Origin of the sequence: Escherichia sp. WS568 (assembly GCF_046486085.1) — a bacterium.
Taxonomy (GTDB): domain Bacteria; phylum Pseudomonadota; class Gammaproteobacteria; order Enterobacterales; family Enterobacteriaceae; genus Escherichia; species Escherichia coli.
Map to the genome: position 1 here is coordinate 85,467 of NZ_JBJQMC010000004.1, position 12,740 is coordinate 98,206.

Below are 12,740 nucleotides of genomic sequence, written 5' to 3' on the forward strand. Positions count from 1 at the left end.
CATGAAGCTGATACGCGGCATACATAATCTCAGCCAGGCCCCGCAAGAAGGGTGTGTGCTGACTATTGGTAATTTCGACGGCGTGCATCGCGGTCATCGCGCGCTGTTACAGGGCTTGCAGGAAGAAGGGCGCAAGCGCAACTTACCGGTGATGGTGATGCTTTTTGAACCTCAACCACTGGAACTGTTTGCTACCGATAAAGCCCCGGCACGGCTGACCCGGCTGCGGGAAAAACTGCGTTACCTTGCAGAGTGTGGCGTTGATTACGTGCTGTGCGTGCGTTTCGACAGGCGTTTCGCGGCGTTAACCGCGCAAAATTTCATCAGCGATCTTCTGGTGAAGCATTTGCGGGTAAAATTTCTTGCCGTAGGTGATGATTTCCGCTTTGGCGCTGGTCGTGAAGGCGATTTCTTGTTATTACAGAAAGCTGGCGCGGAATACGGCTTCGATATCACCAGTACGCAAACTTTTTGCGAAGGTGGCGTGCGTATCAGCAGCACCGCCGTGCGTCAGGCGCTGGCGGATGACAATCTGGCTCTGGCAGAAAGTTTACTGGGGCACCCGTTTGCCATCTCCGGGCGTGTAGTCCACGGTGATGAATTAGGGCGCACTATAGGTTTCCCGACGGCGAATGTACCGCTACGCCGTCAGGTTTCCCCGGTGAAAGGGGTTTATGCGGTAGAAGTGCTGGGCCTCGGTGAAAAGCCGTTACCCGGCGTGGCAAACATCGGAACACGCCCAACGGTTGCCGGTATTCGCCAGCAGCTGGAAGTGCATTTGTTAGATGTTGCAATGGACCTTTACGGTCGCCATATACAAGTAGTGCTGCGTAAAAAAATACGCAATGAGCAGCGATTTGCGTCGCTGGACGAACTGAAAGCGCAGATTGCGCGTGATGAATTAACCGCCCGCGAATTTTTTGGGCTAACAAAACCGGCTTAAGCCTGTTATGTAATCAAACCGAAACACGGAACCGAGAATCTGATGAGTGACTATAAATCAACCCTGAATTTGCCGGAAACAGGGTTCCCGATGCGTGGCGATCTCGCCAAGCGCGAACCGGGAATGCTGGCGCGTTGGACTGATGATGATCTGTACGGCATCATCCGTGCGGCTAAAAAAGGCAAAAAAACCTTCATTCTGCATGATGGCCCTCCTTATGCGAATGGCAGCATTCATATTGGTCACTCGGTTAACAAGATTCTGAAAGACATTATCGTGAAGTCCAAAGGGCTTTCCGGTTATGACTCGCCGTATGTGCCTGGCTGGGACTGTCATGGTCTGCCGATCGAGCTGAAAGTAGAGCAAGAATACGGTAAGCCGGGTGAGAAATTCACCGCTGCCGAGTTCCGCGCCAAGTGCCGCGAATACGCTGCGACCCAGGTTGACGGTCAACGCAAAGACTTTATCCGTCTGGGCGTGCTGGGCGACTGGTCGCACCCGTACCTGACCATGGACTTCAAAACTGAAGCCAATATCATCCGCGCGCTGGGCAAAATCATCGGCAACGGTCACCTGCACAAAGGCGCGAAGCCGGTACACTGGTGCGTTGACTGCCGTTCTGCGCTGGCGGAAGCGGAAGTTGAGTATTACGACAAAACTTCTCCGTCCATCGACGTCGCTTTCCAGGCGGTCGATCAGGATGCACTGAAAGCAAAATTTGCCGTAAGCAACGTTAACGGCCCAATCTCGCTGGTGATCTGGACCACTACGCCGTGGACTCTGCCTGCGAACCGCGCAATCTCTATTGCACCTGATTTCGACTATGTGCTGGTGCAGATCGACGGTCAGGCCGTGATTCTGGCAAAAGATCTGGTTGAAAGCGTAATGCAGCGTATCGGCGTGACCGATTACACCATTCTCGGCACGGTAAAAGGTGCAGAGCTTGAGCTGCTGCGCTTTACCCATCCGTTTATGGGCTTCGACGTTCCGGCAATCCTCGGCGATCACGTTACCCTGGATGCCGGTACCGGTGCCGTTCACACCGCGCCTGGCCACGGCCCGGACGACTATGTGATCGGTCAGAAATACGGCCTGGAAACCGCTAACCCGGTTGGCCCGGACGGCACTTATCTGCCGGGTACTTACCCGACGCTGGATGGCGTGAACGTTTTCAAAGCGAACGACATCGTTGTTGCGCTGCTGCAGGAAAAAGGCGCGCTGTTGCACGTTGAGAAAATGCAGCACAGCTATCCGTGCTGCTGGCGTCACAAAACGCCGATCATCTTCCGTGCGACGCCGCAGTGGTTCGTCAGCATGGATCAGAAAGGTCTGCGTGCGCAGTCACTGAAAGAGATCAAAGGCGTGCAGTGGATCCCGGACTGGGGCCAGGCGCGTATCGAGTCGATGGTTGCTAACCGTCCTGACTGGTGTATCTCCCGTCAGCGCACCTGGGGCGTACCGATGTCACTGTTCGTGCATAAAGACACGGAAGAGCTGCATCCGCGTACCCTCGAACTGATGGAAGAAGTGGCTAAACGCGTGGAAGTTGACGGCATCCAGGCGTGGTGGGATCTCGATGCGAAAGAGATCCTCGGCGATGAAGCTGATCAGTACGTGAAAGTGCCGGATACTCTCGACGTATGGTTTGACTCCGGATCTACCCACTCTTCCGTTGTTGACGTGCGTCCGGAATTTGCCGGTCACGCTGCGGACATGTATCTGGAAGGTTCAGACCAGCACCGTGGCTGGTTCATGTCCTCTCTGATGATCTCTACCGCGATGAAGGGCAAAGCACCGTATCGTCAGGTACTGACCCACGGCTTTACCGTGGATGGTCAGGGCCGCAAGATGTCTAAATCCATCGGCAACACCGTTTCGCCGCAGGATGTGATGAACAAACTGGGCGCGGATATTCTGCGTCTGTGGGTGGCATCAACTGACTACACTGGTGAAATGGCCGTTTCTGACGAAATCCTGAAACGTGCTGCCGACAGCTATCGTCGTATCCGTAACACCGCGCGCTTCCTGCTGGCAAACCTGAACGGTTTTGATCCGGCAAAAGATATGGTGAAACCGGAAGAGATGGTGGTACTGGATCGCTGGGCCGTAGGTTGTGCGAAAGCGGCACAGGAAGACATCCTCAAGGCGTACGAAGCATACGATTTCCACGAAGTGGTACAGCGTCTGATGCGCTTCTGCTCCGTTGAGATGGGTTCATTCTACCTCGACATCATCAAAGACCGTCAGTATACCGCCAAAGCTGACAGTGTGGCGCGTCGTAGCTGCCAGACTGCGCTGTATCACATCGCAGAAGCGCTGGTGCGCTGGATGGCACCAATCCTCTCCTTCACCGCTGATGAAGTGTGGGGCTACCTGCCGGGCGAACGTGAAAAATACGTCTTCACCGGCGAGTGGTACGAAGGCCTGTTTGGTCTGGCAGACAGTGAAGCGATGAACGATGCGTTCTGGGACGAGCTGTTGAAAGTGCGTGGCGAAGTGAACAAAGTCATTGAGCAAGCGCGTGCCGACAAGAAAGTGGGCGGCTCGCTGGAAGCGGCAGTAACCTTGTATGCAGAACCGGAACTGGCGGCGAAACTGACCGCGCTGGGCGATGAATTACGATTTGTCCTGTTGACCTCCGGCGCTACCGTTGCAGACTATAACGATGCACCTGCTGATGCTCAGCAGAGCGAAGTACTCAAAGGGCTGAAAGTCGCGTTGAGTAAAGCCGAAGGTGAGAAGTGCCCACGCTGCTGGCACTACACCCAGGATGTCGGCAAGGTGGCGGAACACGCAGAAATCTGCGGCCGCTGTGTCAGCAACGTCGCCGGTGACGGTGAAAAACGTAAGTTTGCCTGATGAGTCAATCGATCTGTTCAACAGGGCTACGCTGGCTGTGGCTGGTGGTAGTCGTGCTGATTATCGATCTGGGCAGCAAATACCTGATCCTCCAGAACTTTGCTCTGGGGGATACGGTCCCGCTGTTCCCGTCGCTTAATCTGCATTATGCGCGTAACTATGGCGCGGCGTTTAGTTTCCTTGCCGATAGCGGCGGCTGGCAGCGTTGGTTCTTTGCCGGTATTGCGATTGGTATTAGCGTGATCCTGGCAGTGATGATGTATCGCTCGAAGGCCACGCAGAAGCTAAACAATATCGCTTACGCGCTGATTATTGGCGGTGCGCTGGGCAACCTGTTCGACCGCCTGTGGCACGGCTTCGTTGTCGATATGATCGACTTCTACGTCGGCGACTGGCACTTCGCTACCTTCAACCTTGCCGATACTGCCATCTGTGTCGGTGCGGCACTGATTGTGCTGGAAGGTTTTTTGCCTTCTAAAGCGAAAAAACAATAATAAACCCTGCCGGATGCAGCCTACAGATTGCTGCGAAATCGTAGGCTGCATCCGGCAAAAATCCTCAAAATATAAGAGCAAACCTGCATGTCTGAATCTGTACAGAGCAATAGCGCCGTCCTGGTGCACTTCACGCTAAAACTCGACGATGGCACCACCGCCGAGTCTACCCGCAACAATGGTAAACCGGCACTGTTCCGCCTGGGCGATGCTTCTCTTTCTGAAGGGCTGGAGCAACACCTGCTGGGGCTGAAAGTGGGCGATAAAACCACTTTCTCGCTGGAGCCCGATGCGGCGTTTGGCGTGCCGTCACCAGACCTGATTCAGTACTTCTCCCGCCGTGAGTTTATGGATGCAGGCGAGCCAGAAATTGGCGCAATCATGCTTTTTACCGCAATGGATGGCAGTGAGATGCCTGGCGTGATCCGCGAAATTAACGGCGACTCCATTACCGTTGATTTCAACCATCCGCTGGCCGGGCAGACCGTTCATTTTGATATTGAAGTGCTGGAAATCGATCCGGCACTGGAGGCGTAACATGCAGATCCTGTTGGCCAACCCGCGTGGTTTTTGTGCCGGGGTAGACCGCGCTATCAGCATTGTTGAAAACGCGCTGGCCATTTACGGCGCACCGATATATGTCCGTCACGAAGTGGTGCATAACCGCTACGTGGTCGATAGCCTGCGCGAGCGTGGGGCTATCTTTATTGAGCAGATTAGCGAAGTACCGGACGGCGCGATCCTGATTTTCTCCGCACACGGTGTTTCTCAGGCGGTACGTAACGAAGCGAAAAGCCGTGATTTGACGGTATTCGACGCCACCTGTCCGCTGGTGACCAAAGTGCATATGGAAGTCGCCCGCGCCAGTCGCCGTGGCGAAGAATCTATTCTCATCGGCCACGCCGGTCACCCGGAAGTGGAAGGGACAATGGGTCAGTACAGCAACCCGGAAGGGGGAATGTATCTGGTCGAATCGCCAGACGATGTGTGGAAACTGACGGTCAAAAACGAAGAGAAGCTCTCCTTTATGACCCAAACCACGCTGTCGGTGGATGACACGTCTGATGTGATCGACGCGCTGCGTAAACGCTTCCCGAAAATTGTCGGTCCGCGCAAAGATGACATCTGTTACGCCACGACTAACCGTCAGGAAGCGGTACGCGCCCTGGCAGAACAGGCGGAAGTTGTGCTGGTGGTCGGTTCGAAAAACTCCTCCAACTCCAACCGTCTGGCGGAGCTGGCCCAACGTATGGGCAAACGCGCGTTTTTGATTGACGATGCGAAAGATATCCAGGAAGAGTGGGTGAAAGAGGTTAAATGCGTCGGCGTGACTGCGGGCGCATCGGCTCCGGATATTCTGGTGCAGAATGTGGTGGCACGTTTGCAGCAGCTGGGTGGTGGTGAAGCCATTCCGCTGGAAGGCCGTGAAGAAAACATTGTTTTCGAAGTGCCGAAAGAGCTGCGTGTCGATATTCGTGAAGTCGATTAAGTCATTAGCAGCCTAAGTTATGCGAAAATGCCGGTCTTGTTACCGGCATTTTTTATGGAGAAAACATGCGTTTACCTATCTTCCTCGATACTGACCCCGGCATTGACGATGCCGTCGCCATTGCCGCCGCGATTTTTGCCCCGGAACTTGACCTGCAACTGATGACCACCGTCGCGGGTAATGTCTCGGTAGAGAAAACTACCCGCAACGCCCTGCAACTGCTGCATTTCTGGAATGCGGAGATTCCGCTCGCCCAGGGAGCCGCTGTGCCGCTGGTACGCGCACCGCGTAATGCAGCATCTGTGCACGGTGAATCGGGAATGGCTGGCTACGACTTTGTCGAGCACAACAGAAGCCCACTGGACAAACCCGCATTTCTGGCGATTCGTGATGCCCTGATGCGTGCACCAGAGCCTGTTACCCTGGTGGCCATCGGCCCGTTAACCAATATTGCGCTGTTACTTTCACAATGCCCGGAATGTAAACAGTATATTCGTCGTCTGGTGATCATGGGCGGTTCTGCTGGTCGCGGCAACTGTACACCAAACGCCGAGTTTAATATCGCTGCCGATCCAGAAGCGGCAGCCTGTGTCTTCCGTAGCGGCATCGAAATCGTTATGTGCGGTCTGGATGTCACCAATCAGGCAATATTAACTCCTGACTATCTCGCTACTTTGCCGGAGTTGAATCGTACCGGGAAAATGTTGCACGCCCTGTTTAGCCACTACCGTAGCGGCAGTATGCAAAGCGGTCTGCGTATGCACGATCTCTGCGCTATCGCCTGGCTGGTGCGCCCAGACTTGTTCACTCTCAAACCGTGTTTTGTGGCGGTGGAAACTCAGGGTGAATTTACCTCAGGTACTACGGTTGTTGATATTGATGGTTGCCTGAGTAAACCTGCAAACGTGCAGGTGGCGCTGGATCTGGATGTGAAAGGTTTCCAGCAGTGGGTGGCTGAGGTGCTGGCTCTGGCGTCGTAACCTGTCACATGTTATCGGCATGCAGTCATTCATCGACTCATGCCTTTCACTGATATCCCTCCCTGTTTATCATTAATTTCTAATTATCAGCGTTTTTGGCTGGCGGCGTAGCGATGCGCTGGTTACTCTGAAAACGGTCTATGCAAATTAACAAAAGAGAATAGCTATGCATGATGCAAACATCCGCGTTGCCATCGCGGGAGCCGGGGGGCGTATGGGCCGCCAGTTGATTCAGGCGGCGCTGGCATTAGAAGGCGTGCAGCTGGGCGCGGCGCTGGAGCGCGAAGGATCTTCTTTACTGGGCAGCGACGCCGGTGAGCTGGCGGGTGCAGGAAAAACAGGCGTTACTGTGCAAAGCAGCCTTGATGCGATAAAAGATGATTTTGATGTGTTTATCGATTTTACCCGTCCGGAAGGTACGCTGAACCATCTCGCTTTTTGTCGCCAGCATGGCAAAGGGATGGTGATCGGCACTACGGGGTTTGACGAAGCCGGTAAACAGGCGATTCGTGACGCCGCCGCCGATATTGCGATTGTCTTTGCCGCCAATTTTAGCGTTGGCGTTAACGTCATGCTTAAACTGCTGGAGAAAGCAGCCAAAGTGATGGGGGACTACACCGATATCGAAATTATTGAAGCACATCATAGACATAAAGTTGATGCGCCGTCAGGCACCGCACTGGCAATGGGAGAGGCGATCGCCCACGCTCTTGATAAAGATCTGAAAGATTGCGCGGTCTACAGTCGTGAAGGCCATACCGGTGAACGTGTGCCTGGCACCATTGGTTTTGCCACCGTGCGTGCAGGTGACATCGTTGGCGAACATACCGCGATGTTTGCCGATATTGGCGAGCGTCTGGAGATCACCCATAAGGCATCCAGCCGCATGACATTTGCTAACGGTGCGGTAAGATCGGCTTTGTGGTTGAGTGGTAAGGAAAGTGGTCTTTTTGATATGCGAGATGTGCTTGATCTCAATAATCTGTAACCACAAAATATTTATAGTGATGCAAAAATAACACATTTAATCCATTGAATATAAAGGGCTTTAATTTTTGGCCCTTTTATTTTTAGTGTTATGCTTTTAAATTTAATGTAAATGCCAAAAATTACATGTTTTGCATTCTGTTTTTGTTGTTTTAATGTAAATTTTGACCATTTGGTCCACTTTTTTCTGCTCATTTTGATTTCATGCAATCTTCTTGCTGCGCAAGCGTTTTCCAGAACATGTTATATGATCTTTTTGTCGCTTAATGCCTGTAAAACATGCATGAGCCACAAAATAATATAAAAAATCCCGCCATTAAGTTGACTTTTAGCTCCCATATCTCCAGAATGCCGCCGTTTGCCAGAAATTCGTCGGTAAGCAGATTTGCATTGATTTACGTCATCATTGTGAATTAATATGCAAATAAAGTGAGTGAATATTCTCTGGAGGGTGTTTTGATTAAGTCAGCGCTATTGGTTCTGGAAGACGGAACCCAGTTTCACGGTCGGGCCATAGGGGCAACAGGTTCGGCGGTTGGGGAAGTCGTTTTCAATACTTCAATGACCGGTTATCAAGAAATCCTCACTGATCCTTCCTATTCTCGTCAAATCGTTACTCTTACTTATCCCCATATTGGCAATGTCGGCACTAATGACGCCGATGAAGAATCTTCTCAGGTACATGCACAAGGTCTGGTGATTCGCGACCTGCCGCTGATTGCCAGCAACTTCCGTAATACCGAAGACCTCTCTTCTTACCTGAAGCGCCATAACATCGTGGCGATTGCCGATATCGATACCCGTAAGCTGACGCGTTTACTGCGCGAGAAAGGCGCACAGAATGGCTGCATTATCGCGGGCGATAACCCGGATGCGGCGCTGGCGTTAGAAAAAGCCCGCGCGTTCCCAGGTCTGAACGGCATGGATCTGGCAAAAGAAGTGACCACCGCAGAAACGTATAGCTGGACACAAGGGAGCTGGACGCTGACCGGCGGCCTGCCAGAAGCGAAGAAAGAAGACGAGCTGCCGTTCCATGTTGTGGCTTATGATTTTGGTGCCAAGCGCAACATCCTGCGCATGTTGGTGGACAGAGGCTGTCGTCTGACTATCGTTCCGGCGCAAACTTCTGCGGAAGATGTGTTGAAAATGAATCCAGACGGCATCTTCCTCTCCAACGGCCCTGGCGACCCGGCCCCATGCGATTACGCCATTACCGCCATCCAGAAATTCCTCGAAACCGATATTCCGGTATTCGGCATCTGCCTCGGTCATCAGCTGCTGGCGCTGGCGAGCGGTGCGAAGACTGTCAAAATGAAATTTGGTCACCACGGCGGCAACCATCCGGTTAAAGATGTTGAGAAAAACGTGGTGATGATCACCGCCCAGAACCACGGTTTTGCGGTGGATGAAGCAACATTACCTGCAAACCTGCGTGTCACGCATAAATCCCTGTTCGACGGTACGTTACAGGGCATTCATCGCACCGATAAACCGGCGTTCAGCTTCCAGGGTCACCCGGAAGCCAGCCCTGGTCCACACGACGCCGCGCCGTTGTTCGACCACTTTATCGAGTTAATTGAGCAGTACCGTAAAACCGCTAAGTAATCAGGAGTAAAAGAGCCATGCCAAAACGTACAGATATAAAAAGTATCCTGATTCTGGGTGCGGGCCCGATTGTTATCGGTCAGGCGTGTGAGTTTGACTACTCTGGCGCGCAAGCGTGTAAAGCCCTGCGTGAAGAGGGCTACCGCGTCATTCTGGTGAACTCCAACCCGGCGACCATCATGACCGACCCGGAAATGGCTGATGCAACCTACATCGAGCCGATTCACTGGGAAGTGGTACGCAAAATTATTGAAAAAGAGCGCCCGGACGCGGTGCTGCCAACCATGGGGGGGCAGACGGCGCTGAACTGTGCGCTGGAGCTTGAGCGTCAGGGCGTGCTGGAAGAGTTCGGCGTCACCATGATTGGTGCCACTGCCGATGCGATTGATAAAGCCGAAGACCGCCGCCGTTTCGACGTAGCGATGAAGAAAATTGGTCTGGAAACCGCGCGTTCCGGTATCGCACACACGATGGAAGAAGCGCTAGCGGTTGCCGCTGAAGTTGGCTTCCCGTGCATTATTCGCCCATCCTTTACCATGGGCGGTAGCGGTGGCGGTATCGCTTATAACCGTGAAGAGTTTGAAGAAATTTGCGCCCGCGGTCTGGATCTCTCTCCGACCAAAGAGTTGCTGATTGACGAGTCGCTGATCGGCTGGAAAGAGTACGAGATGGAAGTGGTGCGTGATAAAAACGACAACTGCATCATCGTCTGCTCTATCGAAAACTTTGATGCGATGGGCATCCACACCGGTGACTCCATCACTGTCGCGCCAGCCCAAACGCTGACCGACAAAGAATATCAAATCATGCGTAACGCCTCGATGGCGGTGCTGCGTGAAATCGGCGTTGAAACCGGTGGTTCTAACGTCCAGTTTGCGGTGAACCCGAAAAACGGTCGCCTGATTGTTATCGAAATGAACCCGCGCGTGTCGCGTTCTTCGGCGCTGGCGTCGAAAGCCACTGGTTTCCCGATTGCTAAAGTGGCGGCGAAACTGGCGGTGGGTTACACCCTCGACGAACTGATGAACGACATCACCGGCGGGCGTACTCCGGCCTCCTTCGAGCCGTCCATCGACTACGTGGTCACCAAAATTCCTCGCTTCAACTTCGAGAAATTCGCCGGGGCGAACGACCGTCTGACCACTCAGATGAAATCGGTTGGCGAAGTGATGGCGATTGGGCGCACGCAGCAGGAATCCCTGCAAAAAGCGCTGCGCGGCCTGGAAGTGGGCGCAACTGGCTTCGACCCGAAAGTCAGCCTCGATGATCCGGAAGCGCTGACCAAAATTCGCCGCGAACTGAAAGATGCAGGCGCAGAGCGTATCTGGTATATCGCCGATGCTTTCCGCGCGGGCCTGTCCGTAGACGGCGTGTTCAACCTGACCAACATTGACCGCTGGTTCCTGGTACAAATTGAAGAGCTGGTGCGTCTGGAAGAGAAAGTCGCAGAAGTGGGCATCACTGGCCTGAACGCTGACTTCCTGCGCCAGCTGAAACGCAAAGGCTTTGCCGACGCGCGTCTGGCAAAACTCGCGGGCGTGCGTGAAGCAGAAATCCGCAAGCTGCGCGACCAGTATGACCTGCACCCGGTTTATAAGCGCGTGGATACCTGTGCGGCAGAGTTCGCCACCGACACCGCTTACATGTACTCCACTTATGAAGAAGAGTGCGAAGCGAATCCGTCTACCGACCGTGAAAAAATCATGGTGCTCGGCGGCGGCCCGAACCGTATCGGTCAGGGTATCGAATTCGACTACTGCTGCGTACACGCCTCGCTGGCGCTGCGCGAAGACGGTTACGAAACCATTATGGTTAACTGTAACCCGGAAACCGTCTCTACCGACTACGACACTTCCGATCGCCTCTACTTCGAGCCGGTAACTCTGGAAGACGTGCTGGAAATTGTGCGTATTGAGAAGCCGAAAGGCGTTATCGTCCAGTACGGCGGTCAGACCCCGCTGAAACTGGCGCGCGCGCTGGAAGCGGCTGGCGTACCGGTTATCGGTACCAGCCCGGATGCCATCGACCGTGCGGAAGACCGTGAACGCTTCCAGCATGCGGTTGAGCGTCTGAAACTGAAACAACCGGCGAACGCCACCGTTACCACCATCGAAATGGCGGTTGAGAAAGCGAAAGAGATTGGCTACCCGCTGGTGGTGCGTCCGTCTTACGTTCTCGGCGGTCGGGCGATGGAAATCGTCTATGACGAAGCTGACCTGCGTCGCTACTTCCAGACAGCGGTCAGCGTATCTAACGATGCGCCAGTGTTGCTGGACCACTTCCTTGATGACGCAGTAGAAGTTGACGTGGATGCCATCTGCGACGGCGAAATGGTGCTGATTGGCGGCATCATGGAGCATATTGAGCAGGCGGGCGTGCACTCCGGTGACTCCGCATGTTCTCTGCCAGCCTACACCTTAAGTCAGGAAATTCAGGATGTGATGCGCCAGCAGGTGCAGAAACTGGCCTTCGAATTGCAGGTGCGCGGCCTGATGAACGTGCAGTTTGCGGTGAAAAACAACGAAGTCTACCTGATTGAAGTTAACCCGCGTGCGGCGCGTACCGTTCCGTTCGTCTCCAAAGCCACCGGCGTACCGCTGGCGAAAGTGGCGGCGCGCGTGATGGCAGGCAAAACGCTGGCCGAGCAGGGCGTAACCAAAGAAGTTATCCCGCCGTACTACTCGGTGAAAGAAGTGGTGCTGCCGTTCAATAAATTCCCGGGCGTTGACCCGCTGTTAGGGCCAGAAATGCGCTCTACCGGGGAAGTCATGGGCGTGGGCCGCACCTTCGCTGAAGCGTTTGCCAAAGCGCAGCTGGGCAGCAACTCCACCATGAAGAAACACGGTCGTGCGCTGCTTTCCGTGCGCGAAGGCGACAAAGAACGCGTGGTGGACCTGGCGGCAAAACTGCTGAAACAGGGCTTCGAGCTGGATGCGACCCACGGCACGGCGATTGTGCTGGGCGAAGCGGGTATCAATCCGCGTCTGGTAAACAAGGTGCATGAGGGCCGTCCGCACATTCAGGACCGCATCAAGAATGGCGAATATACCTACATCATCAACACCACCTCAGGCCGTCGTGCGATTGAAGACTCCCGCGTGATCCGTCGCAGTGCGCTGCAATATAAAGTGCATTATGACACCACCCTGAACGGTGGTTTCGCTACCGCGATGGCGCTGAATGCCGATGCGACTGAAAAAGTAATTTCGGTGCAGGAAATGCACGCGCAGATCAAATAATAGCGTGTCATGGCGGATATTTTTCATCCGCTAATTTGATCGAATAACTAATACGGTTCTCTGATGAGGACCGTTTTTTTTGCCCATTAAGTAAATCTTTTGGGGAATCGATATTTTTGATGACATAAGCAGGATTTAGCTCAC

The 12,740-nt window shown here is 53.8% G+C and carries 9 protein-coding genes; all 9 read left to right on the forward strand.

Features of this window, described 5'->3' with window-relative positions:
• Position 1: 1 nt before the first annotated feature.
• The 9 genes from ribF to carB all read left to right on the forward strand — a co-directional run bounded on the left by ribF (position 2) and on the right by carB (position 12,596).
• Positions 2-943 (forward strand): bifunctional riboflavin kinase/FAD synthetase, encoded by a 942-nt coding sequence (ribF, locus tag ACJHWR_RS06070; protein ID WP_000767324.1) that lies wholly within the window; start codon positions 2-4, stop codon positions 941-943.
• Between the two features lie 42 nt (positions 944-985).
• A complete protein-coding gene (ileS, locus tag ACJHWR_RS06075; protein WP_001286881.1) occupies positions 986-3,802 on the forward strand; it encodes an isoleucine--tRNA ligase in 2,817 nt (938 codons plus the stop codon).
• The gene (lspA, locus tag ACJHWR_RS06080) at positions 3,802-4,296 is read left to right on the forward strand and encodes a signal peptidase II (protein ID WP_000083369.1); all 495 of its coding nucleotides are present in this window, start codon (positions 3,802-3,804) and stop codon (positions 4,294-4,296) included. The genes ileS and lspA overlap by 1 nt, the downstream gene beginning before the upstream one ends.
• A gap of 87 nt (positions 4,297-4,383) precedes the next feature.
• Positions 4,384-4,833, forward strand: coding sequence for an FKBP-type peptidyl-prolyl cis-trans isomerase (gene fkpB / locus ACJHWR_RS06085; RefSeq protein ID WP_000004655.1), 450 nt, complete (start codon positions 4,384-4,386; stop codon positions 4,831-4,833).
• Position 4,834: 1 nt separating this feature from the next.
• Positions 4,835-5,785: a 4-hydroxy-3-methylbut-2-enyl diphosphate reductase gene (gene ispH / locus ACJHWR_RS06090; protein WP_001166395.1), complete on the forward strand. Its 951-nt coding sequence runs from the start codon at positions 4,835-4,837 to the stop codon at positions 5,783-5,785.
• 65 nt (positions 5,786-5,850) lie between these two features.
• Positions 5,851-6,765: a ribonucleoside hydrolase RihC gene (gene rihC, locus ACJHWR_RS06095; protein ID WP_001239161.1), complete on the forward strand. Its 915-nt coding sequence runs from the start codon at positions 5,851-5,853 to the stop codon at positions 6,763-6,765.
• A gap of 166 nt (positions 6,766-6,931) precedes the next feature.
• Positions 6,932-7,753 carry a 4-hydroxy-tetrahydrodipicolinate reductase gene (dapB, locus tag ACJHWR_RS06100; RefSeq protein WP_000543585.1) on the forward strand — a complete coding sequence of 274 codons (822 nt, stop codon included), beginning with the start codon at positions 6,932-6,934 and terminating at the stop codon, positions 7,751-7,753.
• A 455-nt stretch (positions 7,754-8,208) separates the two neighbouring features.
• Positions 8,209-9,357: a glutamine-hydrolyzing carbamoyl-phosphate synthase small subunit gene (gene carA, locus ACJHWR_RS06105; protein WP_001445800.1), complete on the forward strand. Its 1,149-nt coding sequence runs from the start codon at positions 8,209-8,211 to the stop codon at positions 9,355-9,357.
• 17 nt (positions 9,358-9,374) lie between these two features.
• Complete coding sequence (carB, locus tag ACJHWR_RS06110; RefSeq protein WP_001126397.1) at positions 9,375-12,596, forward strand: carbamoyl-phosphate synthase large subunit; 3,222 nt, start codon at positions 9,375-9,377, stop codon at positions 12,594-12,596.
• The last annotated feature ends 144 nt before the right edge of the window (positions 12,597-12,740 follow it).